Annotated in this window: 16 protein-coding genes; 2 read left to right on the forward strand and 14 right to left on the reverse strand. The window is 71.2% G+C overall.

Features of this window, described 5'->3' with window-relative positions; translation table 11 throughout:
• Window positions 1-19 precede the first annotated feature (19 nt).
• The 13 genes from DEJ25_RS12425 to DEJ25_RS12485 form a co-directional block, all read right to left on the reverse strand.
• Window positions 20-1,300 (reverse strand): FtsQ-type POTRA domain-containing protein, encoded by a 1,281-nt coding sequence (locus tag DEJ25_RS12425; RefSeq protein WP_111044868.1) that lies wholly within the window; start codon window positions 1,298-1,300, stop codon window positions 20-22.
• Window positions 1,297-2,727: a UDP-N-acetylmuramate--L-alanine ligase gene (gene murC / locus DEJ25_RS12430; protein WP_111044869.1), complete on the reverse strand. Its 1,431-nt coding sequence runs from the start codon at window positions 2,725-2,727 to the stop codon at window positions 1,297-1,299. Before murC ends, DEJ25_RS12425 begins: the two co-directional genes overlap by 4 nt.
• Window positions 2,724-3,836 (reverse strand): undecaprenyldiphospho-muramoylpentapeptide beta-N-acetylglucosaminyltransferase, encoded by a 1,113-nt coding sequence (gene murG, locus DEJ25_RS12435; protein ID WP_111044870.1) that lies wholly within the window; start codon window positions 3,834-3,836, stop codon window positions 2,724-2,726. Before murG ends, murC begins: the two co-directional genes overlap by 4 nt.
• A complete protein-coding gene (gene ftsW / locus DEJ25_RS12440; protein ID WP_111044871.1) occupies window positions 3,833-5,152 on the reverse strand; it encodes a putative lipid II flippase FtsW in 1,320 nt (439 codons plus the stop codon). Before ftsW ends, murG begins: the two co-directional genes overlap by 4 nt.
• Entirely contained in the window at window positions 5,115-6,644 is a 1,530-nt protein-coding gene (murD, locus tag DEJ25_RS12445) for a UDP-N-acetylmuramoyl-L-alanine--D-glutamate ligase (RefSeq protein ID WP_111044872.1), read from the reverse strand. The genes ftsW and murD overlap by 38 nt, the downstream gene beginning before the upstream one ends.
• Complete coding sequence (gene mraY / locus DEJ25_RS12450) at window positions 6,641-7,744, reverse strand: phospho-N-acetylmuramoyl-pentapeptide-transferase (protein ID WP_110903093.1); 1,104 nt, start codon at window positions 7,742-7,744, stop codon at window positions 6,641-6,643. The genes murD and mraY overlap by 4 nt, the downstream gene beginning before the upstream one ends.
• A complete protein-coding gene (gene murF, locus DEJ25_RS12455; protein ID WP_111044873.1) occupies window positions 7,741-9,207 on the reverse strand; it encodes a UDP-N-acetylmuramoyl-tripeptide--D-alanyl-D-alanine ligase in 1,467 nt (488 codons plus the stop codon). The genes mraY and murF overlap by 4 nt, the downstream gene beginning before the upstream one ends.
• On the reverse strand, window positions 9,204-10,826 hold the full coding sequence (locus tag DEJ25_RS12460; RefSeq protein WP_110903201.1) for a Mur ligase family protein: 1,623 nt from the start codon (window positions 10,824-10,826) through the stop codon (window positions 9,204-9,206). The genes murF and DEJ25_RS12460 overlap by 4 nt, the downstream gene beginning before the upstream one ends.
• A gap of 35 nt (window positions 10,827-10,861) precedes the next feature.
• The gene (locus DEJ25_RS12465) at window positions 10,862-12,631 is read right to left on the reverse strand and encodes a penicillin-binding protein 2 (protein ID WP_110903091.1); all 1,770 of its coding nucleotides are present in this window, start codon (window positions 12,629-12,631) and stop codon (window positions 10,862-10,864) included.
• Window positions 12,632-12,665: 34 nt separating this feature from the next.
• Entirely contained in the window at window positions 12,666-13,346 is a 681-nt protein-coding gene (locus tag DEJ25_RS12470) for a hypothetical protein (protein WP_110903090.1), read from the reverse strand.
• 1 nt (window position 13,347) lies between these two features.
• On the reverse strand, window positions 13,348-14,301 hold the full coding sequence (gene rsmH / locus DEJ25_RS12475; RefSeq protein WP_110903089.1) for a 16S rRNA (cytosine(1402)-N(4))-methyltransferase RsmH: 954 nt from the start codon (window positions 14,299-14,301) through the stop codon (window positions 13,348-13,350).
• Window positions 14,302-14,405: 104 nt separating this feature from the next.
• Complete coding sequence (mraZ, locus tag DEJ25_RS12480; RefSeq protein ID WP_110903088.1) at window positions 14,406-14,837, reverse strand: division/cell wall cluster transcriptional repressor MraZ; 432 nt, start codon at window positions 14,835-14,837, stop codon at window positions 14,406-14,408.
• 344 nt (window positions 14,838-15,181) lie between these two features.
• Window positions 15,182-15,580: a DUF3040 domain-containing protein gene (locus DEJ25_RS12485; RefSeq protein ID WP_110903087.1), complete on the reverse strand. Its 399-nt coding sequence runs from the start codon at window positions 15,578-15,580 to the stop codon at window positions 15,182-15,184.
• 84 nt (window positions 15,581-15,664) lie between these two features.
• Here DEJ25_RS12485 and DEJ25_RS12490 point away from each other — a divergent pair, with 84 nt between their 5' ends.
• A complete protein-coding gene (locus DEJ25_RS12490; RefSeq protein WP_110903086.1) occupies window positions 15,665-16,783 on the forward strand; it encodes a polyprenyl synthetase family protein in 1,119 nt (372 codons plus the stop codon).
• A gap of 84 nt (window positions 16,784-16,867) precedes the next feature.
• On the opposite strand, the gene DEJ25_RS12495 is transcribed toward DEJ25_RS12490, so the two are convergent.
• On the reverse strand, window positions 16,868-17,224 hold the full coding sequence (locus tag DEJ25_RS12495; RefSeq protein WP_258366246.1) for an Rv2175c family DNA-binding protein: 357 nt from the start codon (window positions 17,222-17,224) through the stop codon (window positions 16,868-16,870).
• Window positions 17,225-17,478: 254 nt separating this feature from the next.
• Between DEJ25_RS12495 and DEJ25_RS12500 the strand changes: the two genes are divergently transcribed.
• Window positions 17,479-18,717, forward strand: coding sequence for a LysM peptidoglycan-binding domain-containing protein (locus tag DEJ25_RS12500; RefSeq protein ID WP_258366492.1), 1,239 nt, complete (start codon window positions 17,479-17,481; stop codon window positions 18,715-18,717).
• Window positions 18,718-18,820: the final 103 nt, after the last annotated feature.

Genomic DNA, 18,820 nt, shown 5'->3' on the forward strand with positions numbered 1-18,820 from the left:
GCGCCCGAGCAGCGCGCGGTCACCCCTGCGGTCGGATGATGCCGTTGTCCGGCGCGGACACGTCGTACTCGACCTTCGAGCCCTTGTCACGTGCCGCGTGGTCCTGCACCAGGGCGGCCAAGAGCGTCGCCTTCGCCGCGGACTCGTCCGGGCTCCCCCACACCACGCTCGACCCGTCGCTCATCGTGAGGGTCACGTCGTCCGACGTCGACGCCGCGATGCCGGACACCTGGTCACGCACACTGGCGGGCATCGCCAGCACGACCTCGGTCATCGTGCGGAACACCGTGCTGCCGAGCGCCGCCCGACCGATGTCCGCCACCGGCATGCCGTCCGGCCGCTTCGTCGTCGACTGCACGACGATGCCGGCCGGGTCGACCAGGTCGAACGTCTTCCCGGACTGCACCGCGACGACCGGGGTCCGCTCGGTGACCGTGACGACCAGGGTGTGCGGCGGCTCCTCCTCGGTCACGTAGCTCTCGATCAGCGGGAAGCCCGCGATGCGCTGCTGCACCTCGTCGAGGTCGATGCGGGCGAGTGGCGTGCCGATCTGACCCGACAGTGCCGCACGGACCTGCGCGGCATCGACCCGGTCGGTGCCCTTCACCTCGATGGTCTGCAACGCCATCAACGGCGAGAACACCGCGACGAGGATCGACACCACGAGGACGACGACGACACCGCCCGCCGTGATCCACGCCGCGCGTCGGTGCCGGGAGCGGCGGGTGAACCGACGGACCTCGGCGCGCTCGAGCAGTCGGCGACGCTTGCGGGCGACACGGGCCTCGCGAGCGGTCTCGGCAGCGCGGACGCGGGCACCGATCGGGGTCTCGTGCGGCACGTGGGTGGACACCGGGGCGTCGATCACGTCGGTGCGGGTACCGGCACCCGGACGGGAGGAACGACCCGGCTCCGTCACGTCGGCACCCGTCGCGGCGGCACCCGGCGTGCCGACGGGCGCGGCATCGTGTCCGGTCAGGCGTCGGTCCAGCGGCACCGGAGCGGTCAGGCGGTCGTCCGGCGTGTGGTCGTCCACCGTCAGGTCGACCGCCGGGAGGTCCGGCAGCAGCGCGTCGAGCCGGTCGGGGTGGACGTCCGACCTGGGGGTGGACGCGGCCACGTCGTCGCGGGGAACCGGTGTGCGCGAGGCACGCCGGGCCTCCCGGGCGCCGCTCAGCGCCGACCGGAAGCCGCCGCCGCGAGCCGGACGTCCGCCCCCGGCCACGCCGTCACGACCGTCCGGGCCGGTGGACCGCTCGTCGGCCCCGCCCCGGTCGTCGAAGCCCTCGGGGCGCTTCACCGGCCTGCGGCTCCGGCGTCGTCGGAGGTCTGCAGGGCCGTCAGGACCTGCGGGATGATCCGGTACACGTCACCGCAGCTCAGGGTCATGATGATGTCGCCCTCCCGGGCGACCGCAGCCGCACGGGCCGAGGCCTCGGACCAGTCGGGCAGGTAGTCGACGCGGGCCTGGTCGGCGAAGCGCTCCTGCACCAGGGCGCCGGTGACGCCGGGCTCCGGGTCCTCGCGCGCGCCGTAGACGTCGAGCACCACCGTGTGGTCGGCCAGTTCCTCGTAGACCTTCGCGAAGTCGGCTGCCATCAACCGCGTCCGCGAGTACAGGTGCGGCTGGTGGATCGCGATGATCCGGCCCGCGCCGACCACGTCACGGGCCGCGTGCAGGGCTGCGGCGACCTCCGTCGGGTGGTGGGCGTAGTCGTCGTACACCGAGACGCCGCGCTCGACGCCGTGCAGCTCGAACCGCCGCTCGGTGCCACCGAACGCCTCGATGCCACGGACGGCGTCGGCCGGCTCGACACCGAGGCCGACGAGCACCGCGAAGGCGCCGACCGCGTTGACGGCGTTGTGCCGACCGGGCACACGGAGGGCGATGTGGTGGCTCGCGCCGCCCCAGCGGAGGTCGACCGTCACCCCGGCACCCTCGGTGACGCGCTCGATGCGGACGTCCGCGCCCTCGGCCTCGCCGAAGGTGACGATCTCCGGAGCATCGGGACGGGCCCGGATGCCCTCGGTGACGCGGACCGCGCCGGCGTCGTCACTCGAGACGACGACACGCTCGCGGGCCTTCGCGGCGAACTCGACGAACGCGTCGATGAAGGCCTGCTCGCTGCCGTAGTGGTCCAGGTGGTCGGGGTCGACGTTCGTGATGAGCGCGATCGCGACGTCGTAGAGCAGGAACGACCCGTCGGACTCGTCCGCCTCGACGACGAACAGCTCGCTGCTGCCCGGTGCCGAACTCGTGCCGAGCGACTGGATGACGCCGCCGTTGACGAAGCTCGGGTCCAGGCCCAGCTCGACGAGCGCGGTGACGACCATGCCCGTCGAGGTGGTCTTGCCGTGCGCGCCCGCGACCGCGACCAGGCGGTGCTCGGAGATCAGCGCGGCCAGGGCCTGCGACCGGTGCAGCACCGGCAGTCCGCGACGCTGCGCCTCGAGGAGCTCGGGGTTGTCCGGCCAGAGGGCACTGGTGACGACGATCGTGTCCGCGTCACCGACGTTCGCCGCGTCGTGACCGATCCGGACCTCGGCACCGAGCTCGCGCATCCGGCCGGTCGTCGCGGTCTCGCGGGAGTCGCTGCCGGTGACGCGGTGTCCGGCGGCCAGGAACATCCGCGCGATGCCGCTCATGCCGGACCCGCCGATGCCGACGAAGTGCACCGTGCCCAGGTCGTCGGGGATCGGCTGGGTGAGGTCCGGCTTGATGGTCATGCTTCCTCCGTGGTGCTGCTGGTGCGGCGTCGCCTGCTGGTGCGGGCGGCGCTGAGAACGAGTTCCGTCATCCGGTCGGCTCCGTCGCGGTGTCCGACACTGCCGGAGCGGACGGCCATGTCCGCGATGCCGGCACGGTCCTCCAGGATCGTCAGCAGCTGCAACGTGATCCAGTCCGGCGTGAATTCCTGGTCGGCCACGAGCACCGCTCCCCCGGCGGCGACCACGTCGCGGGCGTTGTGCCGCTGCTCGCCGTTGCCGACCGGGTACGGCACCAGGACGCTCGGCAGTCCGACCGCGGTGAGCTCGCAGACCATGCCGGCTCCGGAGCGCGAGACGACGAAGTCCGCCGCGGCGTACGCCAGGTCCATCCGGTCGCAGTACGGCAGCACGTGGTACCCGTCCAGGTCGCTCGGGCCGATGTCCGACGCGGCACCGACGACGTGCAGGATCTGCCAGCCCGCGCCGAGGATCGTCGCCGCGGCCTGGTTGACGGTGCGGTTGATGCTCCGCGCGCCCGACGAGCCACCCGTGACGAGCAGCACCGGGCGGTCCGGGTCGAGGCCGAACTCGGCGAAGCCCGCCGCACGCTCGGCGCGACGGTCGAGCCGCTCGATCTCCCGGCGCAGGGGCATGCCGACGACCCGGGAGTGCGGCAGCCTGGTGTTCGAGAAGGTCACACCGACGTGGCTCGTCAGGACGGCGGCCATCCGGTTCGCCAGCCCCGGCTTGGCGTTCTGCTCGTGCACGACGATCGGCGTGCCGGTCCGCTTCGCCGCGACGTACGCCGGTGCCGCCGCGTACCCACCGACGCCGAGCACGACGGCGATCTCGCGCTCGCGGATGATCTGTTCGGTGCGCCGCACCGCCGACCAGAAGGCACCCGGGAACCGCAGCGCGGCGCCGTTCACCTTCCGCGGGAACGGCAAGCGCGGGATCGTCACGAGTTCGTACCCGCGCATCGGCACGAGCCGGGACTCGAGCCCCTCGGCGGTGCCGAGGACCAGGACCTCGTCCTCCGGGGACCGCTGGGTCAGTCGGTCGGCGACCGCGAGCAGCGGGTTCACGTGGCCAGCGGTCCCGCCGCCGGCGAAGAGGAAGCGGCTCACCGCAGGGCTCCGTTCCGTGTCCCGGGTTCCGGGACGGTGGTGCCGCGCACACTGCCACCGGAGCGGCTGGGCAGGTCACGTGCGAAGGACAGCACGACTCCGATGGCGACGAGCGTCATGATGAGCGCCGACCCACCGGCTGAGATGAGTGGGAGCGGCACACCGAGCACCGGCAGGAGCCCCAGCACGACCGCGATGTTGACGAGCGCCTGCCCGATCACCCAGGCGAGGACGCCGCCGGTGACGGTGCGGACGAAGGGGTCCGGGGACAGGCGGATGACCCGGATCATGCCGATCGCCAGGACGACGAACAGGGCCAGCACGACGACCGCACCGATCAGCCCGAGTTCCTCGCCGACGATCGCGAAGATGTAGTCGTTGTCCGCCTCGGGCAACCACGACCACTTGAGCTTCGAGTTGCCGAGACCGACGCCGAACACCCCGCCGGACGCCAGCGCCCACATGCCGTGGACGGGCTGCCAGCAGAGGTCCTGCGCCTGGTTCGAGTCGGTGCAGCCGGAGAGCCACGCGCTGATGCGGGACTGCCGCGAGCTGGAGGCCATGGTCACGACCGGCAGCATGACCGCGATCGCCACGACCCCCACCGCGAGGTGCCGCAGGCGGACACCACCGACAAACAGGCTGCCGAAGACCAGGATCATCATGATCATGGCCGTGCCCTGGTCGCCGCCGACCAGGACGAGCCCGATCGAGACGGCGGTCGCGAGCCCGACGGGGATGAAGACCTCACGCCAGTCGTGCAGCTTCTCGCGCTTGCGGAACAGCACCGCGCCGATGCCGAGCACCAGGGCGAGCTTGAGGATCTCGGACGGCTGGGCGGTGAACCCGCCGATGCCGATCCAGTTCCGGTTGCCCTGTACCGAGATGCCGATCGGGCTGAACACCAGCAGCTGCAGGACGAGCCCGGCAAGGAGGATGCGCATCGCCCAGCGGCGCCAGAACTCGGCGGAGAGCCGACTGACCACGAGCATCAACGGCACGCCGATGAGCGCGTACAGGCCCTGCTTCGCGAAGGCGCCGAAGAAGCCGTGCTTGTAGCGGTACTCCTCCACGCTCGACGACGACAGGACCATCACGACGCCGAAGACGACGAGGAAGAGCGTGACGCCGAGGATCGTGTAGAACGTGGTGGACTCGGCCACGAAGACGTTCTTGACGGCCACGACCGCGCCGTTCGAGCGACGGCGGGCGCCGTCCACCCCGGAACTCACACGGGCGCCGGCTGCGGCTCCCGCTGCTCCGGCACGGGCTCGGGCACTACGGCCGTTCGCCGGCAGATCCGTCGGTGTCGCCATCGGCGTCGCCTCCCAGGTGCTCGTGGACCGCTGCCGCGAAACGTTCGCCCCGGTCGGCGTAGGAACCGAACTGGTCGAAGGACGCGGCGGCCGGGGCGAGGAGGACCGTGTCGCCCGGCCTCGCGACCGATGCGGCATGCCGGACCGCCTCGGGCATGACCTGTCCAGTGTCCAGCGCTTCCACCTGCAGCAGCGGGACCGTCGGCGCGTGTCGTGCGAATGCCTCCAGGACGGGGGCGCGGTCGGTGCCGATCACGACGACGCCTCGGACCCCGGGCCCGAAGCGCTCCACCAGGCCGTCGATGTCGACGCCCTTGAAGAGCCCGCCGACGATCCACACCACGGAGTCGAACGCCGACAGCGAGGCGGTGGCGGCGTGCGGGTTCGTCGCCTTCGAGTCGTCGACCCAGGCGATGCCGCCGGCGGTGGCGACGGACTCGGTGCGGTGGTGGTCCGCGCGGAAGGCCTGCACGGCGGAGCGGATCGCGCTCGGCGGGACGGACCCGGCGCGGGCGAGCGCCGCGGCGGCCAGCACGTTGGCGGTCATGTGCGGGCTGTCGAGCCCGGCGGTCTCGAGGTCCGCGACGGTCGCGAGCTCGAGCGCGCTGTTCCGGCGGTCCTCGGTGAAGGCGCGGTCGCAGAGCACGTCCTCGACGACCCCGACGTCACCGGGGGCCGGCACGCCGAGCGAGAAGCCGACCGCGCGGCAGCCCTCGACGACGTCGGCGTCCTCCACCATGCGGCGGGTCACGTCGTCGGCGGTGTTGTAGACGCAGGCCATCACCGTGCGCTCGTAGACCTTCGCCTTCGCCGCGCGGTAGGCCTCGGCCGACCCGTGCCACTCCAGGTGGTCGTCGGCGATGTTGAGGCACGCCGAGGCGAGCGGCACGACGGCACCGGGGCCCTCGGAGGCCATCGAGTGCAGCTGGTGGCTGGACAGCTCGACGACGAGGACGTCGAAGCCCTCCGGGTCGCGGACCACGTCGAGCACCGGGACGCCGATGTTGCCGCAGGCCACGGCGCGCAGTCCGGTGGCGGCGTACATCGCCGTGGTCAGCTGCGTGGTGGTGGTCTTGCCGTTCGTCCCGGTGATCGTCACCCACGGAGCGGCGACCGGGCCCTTCACGACCTTGTCGCGGACACGCCAGGCGAGCTCGATGTCGCCCCAGACCGCGCCGTGCTCGTGTGCCCATACGACGGTGGGGTTGTGCGGCGGCAGGCCCGGCGACACGACGACCAGGTCGGGTGCCTGCTCGACGAGTTCCGCGGGCACCGTGTCGAGCGGCGTCTGCACGAAGCGCGCGCCGATGACGTCCAGCAGTTCGACGCTGTCGGCGGGGGCGTCGGTCGAGTAGACGACGACGTCGCTGCCGAGCTCGGCGAGGGTGTCCGCCACCGAGAACCCGGTGGCACCGAGGCCGAGCACGGCGACCCGCAGCCCCTTCCAGCCCTCGGAGTGCCAGCTGTCGAGACCGTTCAGGCGTTCGCTCATTGGACTCGTGCGATCCATTCCAGGTAGAACAGTCCGACCCCGGCCGCGACGCAGAGCCCCGCGATGATCCAGAACCGGACGACGACGGTGACCTCGGCCCAGCCCTTGAGCTCGAAGTGGTGGTGCAGGGGGCTCATCCGGAAGATGCGCTTGCCGTGCGTGATCTTGAAGTACGCCCGCTGCAGGATGACCGAGCCGGTGACGATGAAGAACAGGCCGCCGATCAGGATGAGCAGCAGCTCGGTGCGGCTGAGGATCGCCAGGCCGGCCAGCGCGCCGCCGAGCCCGAGGGAGCCGGTGTCGCCGAGGAAGATCTGCGCCGGCGACGTGTTGTACCAGAGGAAGCCGATCAGGCCACCGCAGACCGCGGCCGCGACGACCGCCAGGTCGAGCGGATCCGTGACGGTGTAGCAGGCGTGCTTCGTGCTCTCGTCGATCCGGGCGCCGCCACAGATCTGGTTCGACTGCCAGAACCCGATGATGACGTAGGACCCGATCGCCAGGATGCTCGATCCGGTCGCCAGGCCGTCGAGCCCGTCGGCGACGTTGACGCCGTTCGAGGTCGACACCGTGAGCAGCACGATCCACGCCAGGAACAGGATCGTGCCGATGACCGTGCCGAGGGCCATGAAGTCGAGCCACGGGACGTCCCGGATCGCCGAGATCATGGTCGATGCCGGCGGCTTGCCGCTGTCCGCCGGGACGACGAGCGCGATGGTGGCGAAGACCACACCGACGATGACCTGTCCGAGCACCTTCGCCCAGCCGCCGAGCCCGAGACTCCGCTGGCGGCGGACCTTGAGGAAGTCGTCGACGAAGCCGACGACACCGAGCCCGACCATGAGGAACAGGACGAGCAGCCCGGACAGCGTCAGCGGGTCCCGACCGACCAGGTGTCCGACGAAGTAGCCGAGCACCGCGCCGAGGATCAGGACGATGCCGCCCATGGTGGCGGTGCCACGCTTCGTGTGGTGCGACTGCGGACCGTCGTCACGGATGAACTGCCCCCACCCGAGTCGGTGGAACAGCTTGATGAACAGCGGCGTGAGCAGCAGTGTGAACACCAGCGACACAGCGCCGGCGACGAGGAGCGCGATCATTCGGGGACACCTCCGAGGCGGTCGCCGAGGAACCGCAGCCCGGCCGACTTCGAGGACTTGACCAGGACGACGTCACCCGGACGCACGAGTTCCTGGAGGGCACGGACGGCGTCGTCGACGTCCTCGATGAACACGGACTCGCCGTCCCACGATCCCTCGAGGGTGGCGGCCTGGTGGATGGGCATGGCACCGCGGCCGACGACCACGAGCTGTCCGATGCCGAGGCGCACGACGAGTCGACCGATCGTGTCGTGCTCCTCCACCGAGAACTCCCCGAGCTCGGCCATCTCGCCGAGGACGGCGACGGTGCGCTCCCCCGGTCGGACGACCTGCGCGAGCGTCCGCAGTGCGGCGGCGGTCGAGTCGGGTGAGGCGTTGTAGGCGTCGTTGATGACGGTGACCCCGTCCGGGCCCTGCAGCAACTCCATGCGCCAGCGCTCGGCACGCGTCATCGACGCGAGGGCCTCGGCACCGTCGGCGAGCGGCACACCCCAGAGGTGCGCCACCGTCAGGGCGGCGGCCGCGTTCATCGCGTGGTGCTCGCCGAGGATGGCGAGGCGGACGTCGACGGTCTCGAGGACGTCGGACGGGCCTCCCGTCACGTCGTCGGGTGTCGGCGCGGTGTCACCGACGGGAGGCGCGGTGAGCGTGAAGCGGGTGCCCTCGCGGTCCGTGGTGACACCGCTGATGCGGTAGTCCGCCGCGGCGGACGTGCCGAAGCCGACCACGCGGGCGTCCGTGCGCTCGCGCATCCGCGCCACGCGGTCGTCATCGACGTTGAGGAGTGCGGTCGCGGTGGCCGGGAGGTCGGTGACCATCTCGGACTTGGCGCGCTCGGTGGCCTCGATCCCGCCGAACTCGCCGGCGTGGGCGAGACCGACCTTCAGCACGACACCGACGTCCGGCTCGGCGATGCGGACGAGCTTCGCGATGTGGCCGATGCCGCTCGCGCCCATCTCGACGACCAGGAACCGGGTGTCCGTCGTGATGCGGAGCATCGAGACCGGGGCGCCGACGTGGTTGTTGAACGAGCCCTCCGGCGCGACGGTCTCACCGGCGCGGGACAGGATCGTGCGGAGCATGTTCTTCGTGCTCGTCTTGCCGTTCGAGCCGGTGATGCCGACCACGCGGAGTGACCCGCCGGCGCGGACGCGTGCGACGACCTCGTGCGCCAGGGCGGCCAGTGCGGCGTACCCGTCGGCGACGACGATCTGTGCGGTGGCGGAGTCGGCGGGCAGGTCGACGGCACGCTCGGTGACCACCAGTGCGGCACCGGCGGCGGCGGCGGACGGCACGAAGCGGTGTCCGTCCGTCTCCTCGCCGAGCAGGGCGAAGAAGACGCTGCCGGGGGCGACGAGCCGCGAGTCCGTCTCCACCGAGCCGTCGACGGTGGAGTCGGCGGCACCGTCGACGAGCTCGCCGTCGACCGCGGCGGCGATCTCGGCGAGGGTCAGCGCGATCATCGGGCGTCCTCCGCCGGGCCGGAGTTCGGTTCCCAGCCGGCTTCGCGGAGTGCGGCGCGGGCTTCGTCACGTGCCGAGTACGGCGTCCGCACGCCCTGGATGTCACGGTAGTCCTGGTGGCCGGGGCCGGCCCAGAGGATCGAGTCCCCCTCGCCGACCAGGGCGACCGCGGCGCGGATGGCGGCCTCGGGCGGGCTCACCTCGTGGATCTCGTGCTCCGGGTACGCGGCGCGGGCGGCATCGACCAGGGTCTTCCGGATCGACGCGGCGTCCTCGAACCGCGGGTGGTGGTCGGTGACGACGAGGATGTCGGACCCCTCGGCGGCCACCCGGGCCATGTCCGCACGCTTCGTCGTGTCGCGGTCGCCGTCGGCGCCGAACAGCATGACGACCTTGCCGGGCGTGAACTGGCGCACCGCGGCGAGGGTGTTGAGGAAGGCGTCCGGACTGTGCCCGAAGTCGACGTAGACGCTCGGGCCGGAGTTGCCGGAGACGCGCTCCGTGCGACCGGGCAGGTAGCACTCGATGGCGCTGACGACGGTGCCGTCCCGCTCGTCGGCGTAGGTGCGGTGGTTGGTCTCGAGCGCGTGCGCGATCGCCCCGAGCTCGAACCCTCCCTCGACGAGCATGACGATGGCGAGGGCGGCGTTGGCCGCCATGTGCCACCCGATCAGCGGGACGCGGGTGATCAGCTCGCGGCCCTCCGGTCCGGTCAGGCGGAACTCGGTGTACGCGGCGTGGGCCTCGACGATGTCGACGTGCCACTCGGCCTCGACCTCGGGGTGCACGGTGATGGTGGTCACCGGGATCCGGCAGTCCTGGACGACGCGGTGGCCCCAGTCGGTGTCGAGCGAGACGACACCGCGCCGGCCGTGCTCGGGCTGGAACAGCGGCAGCTTCGCCTGGAAGTACTCCTCCATGTCGGCGTAGTCGTCGAGGTGGTCGTGGCTGAGGTTCGTGAACGCCACGACGTCGAAGACGATGCCGTCGACGCGGTGCCGGCTGAGGGCCTGGGCGCTGACCTCGACGGCCACGGCGCGGACCTCGCTCTCGCGCATCCGGGCGAGGAGCGCGTGCATCTCGCTGGCCTCGGGCGTGGTGAGACGGCTGGTGACGCTGAGCGAACCGATGTGGCGCTCGGCGGTCGAGCTCAGACCGGTGACCAGGCCGAGCTGCCTGAGGATGCCTTCGAGGATGTACGAGGTGCTCGTCTTGCCGTTCGTCCCGGTGACGGCGAAGAGCTGCGGGAGCTCGGCCTCGTCCGGGTTCGTGCGGTACACCCACGCGGAGACGTCCCCGAGCGCTGCCCGGGGGTCGTCGACGACCAGGACCGGCAGGCCGGACGGCTCGGCGACCGCCACGCCGTCGGCATCGGTCAGCACCGCGACAGCACCGCGCTCGGCGGCGTCAGCGGCGAACTCTGCGCCGTGGCGGTTCGCGCCGTGGACGCCGACGAACAGGTCACCGGGCTGCACCTCGGCGGCACTGAGGGTGACGCCGGTCGTCTCGACGCCGTCGAGCGACCCGACGACCCGGAGCCCGAAGGCGTTCGCGAGTTCGGCGACCGGCCGCGGGGTCGGGTGTTCGGGCCGGAGGACCGGGGGGATCCGTGCTGACAAGTGCTCCTTCTTCCTCACCACGTGGACGGGTCGGCCTACCAGGTCGACGGGTAGGTCCGTGCCTGGGTCGTGGAGGGGGCGACTCGGTACTTCTCGAGCACCTGGGACATGAGTGTGCGGAACGCCGGAGCCGCTCCGCTCGACCACTTGGTGGTCTGCGGCTTCGTGAACGTCACCGTGACAACATACTGGGGGTCTTCGGCGGGGGCCATTCCGGCCACCGAGATGATGCGATCCGCGCCGTAGCCCTTCGCACCGTCGGCGACCTCGGCCGTTCCGGTCTTCGCGGCGATGTTGTAGCCCGAGATCGGCTTCATGCCGACCAGGGTGCCGCCGGTCACGACGCTCTGCAGCATGTCGACCGTCTGGGTCGCCGCGGCGGCCGACACGACACGCTTGCTCTGCACGTCGGGCGCGTCGATGGTCGTGCCGTCCTCGGTCTGGCAGCCCTTCACCATGTGCAGCGGGATCCGCACACCCTGGTTCGCGAGCGTCTGGTAGACGCTCGAGACCTGCATGGCCGTGGTCGAGATGCCCTGGCCGAACATCGAGTTGATGTCGGTCTGCTTGTCCCACTGCGGGCTCGCGCCGTAGTCCATCGTCGGCTGGCCCGGGTAGTCGATCGCCGGCTCGGGCTCGAACAGGCCGAACTCGCGCATCACGTCGTAGCGCTGCTGCGTCGTCAGCTTCGAGCCGAGCTCCGTGATGCCCACGTTCGAGGAGTCCCGGAGGATGCCGGTGAGCGTGAGGTTCTCGGTGGGGTGGAACTCGGAGTCGTGGATGGTGCCGCCCCAGGGGAACGTCCGCGAGTACGGCACGACGGCCTGGGTCGTCGGGCTCGCCAGCCCCTTGTCGATGAGGGCGGCGGCGATCGCGGCCTTGATCGTCGAACCGGGCTCGTAGGCGGCGGTCAGGGCACGGGAGCCGTAGGCGCCCGGGTCCTTCGTCGCGTCGACGTCGTTCGGGTCGACCGTCGGGTAGTCGGCGACGGCCAGGACCTCGCCGGTCTTCGCGTTCACCACGGTGGCGGTGGCGGACTCGGCCCTGAGCTGCTGCGCGGCGTCGGCGATGTCCTGCGACGCCATGTACTGCAGGTCGCTGTCGATCGTGGTGACGAGCGTGCCGCCGTCCTTCGCGCGCTTCTGCGTCACGGTGCTGCCCGGCAGCTGCACGCCGTCCTCACCGCGCTCGTACGTCTCGGAGCCGTTCGTGCCGGCCAGGCACTTCTGGTACGCCAGCTCGAGGCCGGCCTGGGCACCGTCGGTCCCCATGAAGCCGGTCACGTTGCCGGTGGCGGCCCCGGTCGGGTAGGACCGTGCGGCCTGCTGCTCCGGGTAGAGCCACGGCACCTGTAGGGCGCGGACGGCCTCGTAGTGCGCGACGTCGATCCCCTTGACCAGGTAGGCGAAGTCGGACTTCGGGTCGGCCGCGATGTTCGCCTGCATCGTGGCGACCTCACCGCCGGAGGCCTTCGCGATCGCGCTGAGCGCCTGGTCGACCGAGATCTCCTTGACGCGGGTCCCGCCGAGCTTGCCGTCGAAGGCCTTCACCAGTCGCGGCGACGTCGTGATGTTGTACCGGACCACGCTCTCGGCCAGGGCCGTGCCGTCGCGGTCGACGATCGTGCCGCGGGTGCCGTAGAGCGTCACCGGGATGCTGCGCTTCGACTCGGCGGCCTTCGACAGCTCGTCGGCCTGCACGACCTGTATGTCGACCAGTCGGACCACGAACACCGCGACGAGCGCGATCACGGCGATCATCACGACGCTGTAGCGCAGTCGTCGGTTGCGGAGCGTCTTCGTCACGAGCGGCCTTCCCGGGGTGGTGCTGAGCCCTCGGTCACCGGGTCGTGGGTGCCTGGAGCTGGTTCGCGTCGGACTCTACGGAGGACTTGGTCGAACCCTGGTCCGACGCGCTGGACGCCCCGGCCTTCCCAGTGTCGGCGGGGGCCGTCGCAGCCACCGCACCAGCGGCCGGAGCAGTCGTGCTGTTCTCCTTGCTCGTCGCGGTGTCGCCCTGCTTCGCGGCGAGCGGCACGTCGCCGAGCAGGGAGTTCGGGACCTGGTTCGCGGTGTTGCCGGTCGCCTCTTCCGGTGTCGCCGGCGTCGGCGTGCCGTAGACGGTGCCGGTCTTCGGGTCGAGGTACACCGGCGTCGAGTTCGCGATCATGCCGAGGGCCTGCGCGTTGCGGGCCAGGTTCTGCGGCGACTCGAGCACCTTGAGCCCCTCGGACAGGGACGCCTGGGTCCGCGTGAGTCCGGTCTGCTCGGTCTTCAACGAGCTGAGTGTGTAGGCGCCCTGGCTGAGCCCCATGCTGATGCCGAGCTGGGCCAGGAGCAGCAGCCCGAGCGCGGCGATCGCGACGATGGCGTAGGCCACCCGCGGTCGGGCACGGCGCTGCGCCTTGGTCGGGGTGACCTCGACGAGCTCCGGGCGCTTCCGCTCGGGTCGGACGTGGTCCGGACGCGGCGCGCGCGACGGGGCGACGGCAGGGTCGACGAGTGCGAGGTTCGTGCTCATGTCACTTCCGGATCCGCTCGGCCGCGCGCAGGCGCACGGGGGTAGCTCGGGGGTTGGCGGCGCGCTCGGCCTCGTCGGCCTGCTCGGCGCCCTTGACGACCAGGGCGAAGGTCGGTGCGTGCTCGGGGAGCTCCACCGGCAGGTCCGCCGGGGCGCTGGAGGTGGTCCGTTCGACGAGGGCGCGCTTCACGATGCGGTCCTCGAGCGACTGGTAGGACTCGACGACCAGGCGGCCGCCGACCCGGATGCGGTCGAGCGCGGCGGGGATCGCCCGCTCGAGGACGCTGAGTTCGGTGTTGACCTCGATCCGGAGCGCCTGGAACACCCGCTTCGCCGGGTGCCCCTGCCGCTGGATCGCGACCGGGGTGGCGTCGTGCAGCACCTGGACGAGGTCGCCGGACATCGTGAACGGGCGCTCGGCCCGGCGTTCGACGATCGCCTTCGCGTACCGGCCGGCGAGCTTCTCCTCGCCGTAGCGCTGGAAGATCCGGCGCAGCTCGCGCTCGTCGTAGTCGGCGAGGACCTCGGCGGCGGTGATGCCCTGCGTCCGGTCCATGCGCATGTCGAGCGGGGCGTCCTGGCTGTAGGCGAAGCCGCGCTCGGCACGGTCGAGCTGCAGCGACGAGACGCCGAGGTCGAAGAGCACACCGTCGACCGCGTCGATGCCGAGGCCGTCGAGCGCCTCCGGCAGTTCGTCGTACACGGTGTGCACGAGGCGCACGCGGTCGCCGAAGCGGGCGAGCCGCTCCCCCGCGATGCCGAGGGCGTCGGTGTCGCGGTCGAGCCCGACGAGCGTGAGCTCCGGGAAGCGCTCGAGCAGGCCCGCCGAGTGCCCGCCCATGCCGAGCGTCGCGTCGACGACGACCTTGCCCGGGCCGTCGAGCGTCGGCGTGAAGAGGTCGACGATCCGCTCGAGCATCACGGGGGTGTGCGGGAACTTCTCCGGTGCTGCCATGTGCGCCCCTGGACTCCTGGGCCGTGGGTCCGGATCCCCATCCATGCGACCTGACACCGGGGAAGGGGTGTCAGGGCGGACGGCTGGGAGTCTCGATCCACGGATCAGAAGATCCCCGGGATCACCTCCTCGTCGTTCTCGGCGAAGGCCTCTTCGGTCTCCGCGTAGTAGGCCTCCCACGCGCTGGTCGACCAGATCTCGGCGCGGTCACCGCTGCCGATGACCGTCAGGTCCCGCTCGAGCCCCGCGTACTCGCGGAGGTTCTGCGGGATCGTGACGCGGTTCTGCTTGTCGGGTTGTTCGGCGCTCGCTCCGGAGAGGAACAGGCGCATGTAGTCACGGGTCCGCTTCGACGTCATCGGCGCCTGGCGGATCCGCTCGTGGAGTTCCTCGAAGGTCCTGGCGCTGAAGACGACCACGCACCGTTCCTGGCCGCGGGTCATGACGAGACCGCCGGAGAGTTCGTCCCGGAACTTGGCGGGCAGGATCACGCGACCCTTCTCGTCGAGCTTCGGGGCATGGGTACCGAGCAGCACTCGGGGCCTCCCCTCAGCTCCACCGGTCTTCGTCTCGCCCCACGCTACTCCACTTCCCTCCACTTCGCTGCTCTCGCGCCCCACTCTCAGGCTCCGACACCCCTACTGGGGGCACCCGCGCGCGGCTGCACCCCGCCCGATCCGCGCAACCACGCGCCTCCCGTCCGAGTGGAGCGCAGTGGAGGGATCCGGGCGCGCAGAACACCGGTGTTCGTCCAACACGCCGCGTCATGCGGCGGCGTCGAAGACGAACACCGGTGTTGCGCAGCCAGCAAGGTCTGCGGGGGCACGAAAAAAACGGGGCCGGCCTGGGAAGGCCGACCCCGCGGAGGGATGTGGAGGAGCTAGTCCTGCTGGTTGCGCTTGTCCCAGCGCTCGTTCATCCGGTCGATGAAGGAGCCGCCGGAGGATCCGCGAGCCGGTCGCGCTCCGGTCCGGGCGGAGCGCGCGGACGCGGCACGCGCTGGACGGGCCGTCGGGGTCCGACCACCCGGGCGGAGGGCGAAGAGCACCCCGGCCAACATCACGACGAAACCGAGCACACCGATCAGGGGCTGCTTGATGACGAGCCCGAGGACGATCACACCGACGCCGACGAGGCCGATCAGGACACCGATCGTGATCGCGGTGTACGTCGGACGACCCTGGCGGCGGGTGACGCGCGCCACGAAGTCGGAGTCGTTCTGGTAGAGGCTCCGCTCCATCTCTTCGAGGAGGCGCTGCTCTTGCTCCGAGAGTGGCATCTTGGTTCCCTCTGGTTCCTGGGATCGACGCGGTGGAAGGGGTGGATCGATCTTACGACCGGACCACCCACTAAGGTAAGGACCGTGGCTGAGAGTACGCGATTAGTGGACCTCGTCTCGGCGCGGATCGATCGGGCTCTCGACGAGCAGCGCGACCGCCTCGCGGCGATCAGTCCCGACCTGGTCTCCTTCGACACGTTCGCCCGGGACCTGCTGTCCGGGGGGAAGCGCTTCCGGGCACTGTTCTGCTACTGGGGTTGGCAGTCCGTGGCGGGCCGTTCGGGCTCGTTCGACCCGCTGTCGGAAGGCGCCCGACAGACCACGGCCGAGGCGATCGTCACCGCCGCCGCCGCGCTCGAGGTCTTCCACGCCGCAGCACTGGTGCATGACGACATCATGGACCGTTCGGACACCCGTCGCGGGCGTCCGGCAGCGCACCGCCGTTTCGAGTCGCAGCACGCCGACTCCGGCTGGGTGGGCGACCGCGCGCTCTACGGCACGAACGCCGCACTGCTCCTCGGCGACATGCTGCTCTCACTCAGCGACTCCCTCTTCGACGAGGCCCTCGCGCTGCTCGACCCGGTGCGCGCGCGGATCGTCCGCCAGGAGTTCCACACGATGCGGCTCGACGTGACCGCGGGTCAGTACCTCGACATCCACGAGGAGACCGCCTGGCCGACGGTCGACGACGCCGAACAGCTCGTCCGGGCGCAGCGGGTGATCGTCTTCAAGTCCGCGAAGTACTCGGTCGAGGCACCGCTGCTCATCGGCGCGCTCATCGCGGGCGCCAGCGAGAGCCAGCTCGACGGCCTCCGGTCGTTCGGACTCCCCCTCGGCGTGGCGTACCAGCTGCGCGACGACATGCTCGGCGTGTTCGGAGATCCCGAGGTCACGGGCAAGCCCGCCGGTGACGACCTCCGCGAGGGCAAGCGCACCGTGCTCGTCGCGACCGCCCGCAAGTCCCTCCCGGTCGGCGCGCGCCAGCTGCTCGACGAGCTGCTCGGCGACCCGGACCTCGACGACGACCAGGTGCAGATGCTCCGTGCGACCCTCACCGACTCGGGTGCGGTCAGTGCGGTCGAACGATCCATCGAGCGGCACGTCCAGCGGGCGAAGGCCGCGCTCGACGCGTCGCCGCTGACGCCGTCGGCGCGCGAACAGCTCGCGTCGCTCGCGGACACGGTCAGCCGCCGCTCCGCCTGATCGGGCGCGACCCCGGACGGACGGGAGGCCCGACACCAGCTGGTGTCGAACCTCCCGTCCGTCGGTCGGTCGCGTCGGCCGGTGCTACAGCAGCGACTGCGCGGCGCGCCGAACCTCGGCCTTGCGGTTCGCCCGGAGCGCGGCGATCGGCGTCGTCCCCATCGCGTCGTCCTCGGTGAGCATCCACCGGACGGCCTCGTCGTCGGTGAGCCCGTTGTCGCCGAGGACGATCAGGGTGCCGCGCAGCGAGGGCAGAGGTTCGGTGTCGTCGAGGAACTCGCTCGGGACGCGGAGGACGCCGTCCACGCGGGCGGGTAGCAGGGTCCGCTCCTCGAACAGACGATGGACGCGGCCGGGGCTCACCCCCAGGAGGTCGACCAGGTCGGGCACGGTCAACCAGCGTTCGGACAGGGCGTCGTCTCCGGGAAGGGCAGCACTCACGGGTCCCATCGTGCCAGAGCCGGGCGGACCCGCGCAGCACCTTGGCGCGCGAGCCCGTGGAGCACGCCCGATCCGGCTCGATTGAGTCACATCAGTCACGGAAGTCACACCAGTCACGAGCACAACTTCCGGCGCTCTGGTTGACTTGGGAATCACAGCATGTCAGCGTGTGGTCACCTGGGTGTGCCGTGTGTGCGCACACGGCCGACAGACCAACCCCGTACCGACGACGTGCGCCAGACAGGAGAACGACCGTGGACAGGGACACGACCCCCGACGAGGCAGCCCGACGCCTCCGATCGTCGCGCTTCGCGACGATGCCGATCGTCCTCGCCGGCACGATCGCGGTGACGGCCGGCCTGACCGGACCGATCGCCCACCTCGAACAGCGCCACGACGACGAGTCCGGCCGCCGACACGTCGACGAGGACCGGGACCTCGGTTCCGGGCCGGTCTTCGCCACCGCGGTCGCCCGCCAGCAGAAGCCGGTGGTCAGCACCGTCGCCGCCACGCGCTCCGCGGCCCCCACGACCTACACCGTGCGCCAGGGGGACACCGTCTCCGGCATCGCCGCACGGTACGGCCTGTCGGCGCAGGAGATCCTGGTCCGCAACGGCCTCGGCTGGAACACGATCATCCACGCCGGACAGACCCTCCGGCTCGCCTCGACCCCGGTCGGCGGAGCGGTCACGTCGACCGCCACGACCGCGAGCTACCACGTCAAGCAGGGCGACACCGTCTCCGGCATCGCGGCGAAGGTCGGCGTCTCGACCGCCGCGCTCCTCACCGCCAACGAGCTCTCGCAGCGCAGCGTGATCTACCCCGGTCAGTCTCTGCGCGTCCCGGCCGGACGGTCGAGTGCCACGAAGACCGCCACCACCGCCGGGCCGTCGGCACCCAGTGGCGCGCCCACCACGACCGCCACCGTGCGTCGCGCCGGCTCGGTCACCATCGGCAACGGCGACACCATCGTCTCGGTCGCCACCACGCACGGGGTCTCGGTCTCGTCACTCCTCGCGGCGAACGGCCTGACCTACACGAGCACGATCTACGCCGGCAGCACGCTCGTCCTGCCCTCGAGCGGCCCGTCGCTCTCCACCGAGCAGCGCACGAACGCCGCCACCATCGTCCGCGTCGGCCGCTCACTCGGCGTCTCGGACCGGGGCCTCGTCATCGCGCTGGCCACCGCGATGCAGGAGTCGAACCTCCGGAACCTCGCACACGGCGACCGGGACTCCGTCGGCCTGTTCCAGCAGCGTCCGAGCCAGGGCTGGGGCACGCCGGGCCAGCTCCAGGACACCGTGTACGCGTCCGAGCTCTTCTTCGGCGGCTCGCGCAACCCGAACCCCGGCGTCACCGCCGGTCTGCTCGACATCCCGGGCTGGTCGTCGATGAGCGTGACCGAGGCGGCGCAGGCCGTCCAGCGGTCCGCGTACCCGAAGGCCTACGCCCAGTGGGAGCAGTCGGCCCACGCCTGGCTCCGCTCGCTCTGACCTCCGGTCGATCCGCAGCGCCGGGTCATCCCTCCGGTCGAGATCGTGTAACGACCGGTGCGCCGGTGCCGGTCCTCCCCGTCCGGATTCGTAGAATGCCGCA

It is taken from the genome of Curtobacterium sp. MCPF17_011 (assembly GCF_003234145.1).
In the GTDB taxonomy this organism is placed as follows: Bacteria; Actinomycetota; Actinomycetes; order Actinomycetales; family Microbacteriaceae; genus Curtobacterium.

Excerpts from the sequence above, each read along its gene's own strand:
- murF (WP_111044873.1), bottom strand. The coding sequence starts at position 9,207 with ATGATCGCGCTGACCCTCGCCGAGATCGCCGCCGCGGTCGACGGCGAG.
- ftsW (WP_111044871.1), bottom strand. The coding sequence starts at position 5,152 with ATGGCGACACCGACGGATCTGCCGGCGAACGGCCGTAGTGCCCGAGCC.
- murD (WP_111044872.1), bottom strand. The coding sequence starts at position 6,644 with ATGAGCGAACGCCTGAACGGTCTCGACAGCTGGCACTCCGAGGGCTGG.
- mraY (WP_110903093.1), bottom strand. The coding sequence starts at position 7,744 with ATGATCGCGCTCCTCGTCGCCGGCGCTGTGTCGCTGGTGTTCACACTG.
- murC (WP_111044869.1), bottom strand. The coding sequence starts at position 2,727 with ATGACCATCAAGCCGGACCTCACCCAGCCGATCCCCGACGACCTGGGC.
- rsmH (WP_110903089.1), bottom strand. The coding sequence starts at position 14,301 with ATGGCAGCACCGGAGAAGTTCCCGCACACCCCCGTGATGCTCGAGCGG.
- DEJ25_RS12470 (WP_110903090.1), bottom strand. The coding sequence starts at position 13,346 with ATGAGCACGAACCTCGCACTCGTCGACCCTGCCGTCGCCCCGTCGCGC.
- DEJ25_RS12485 (WP_110903087.1), bottom strand. The coding sequence starts at position 15,580 with ATGCCACTCTCGGAGCAAGAGCAGCGCCTCCTCGAAGAGATGGAGCGG.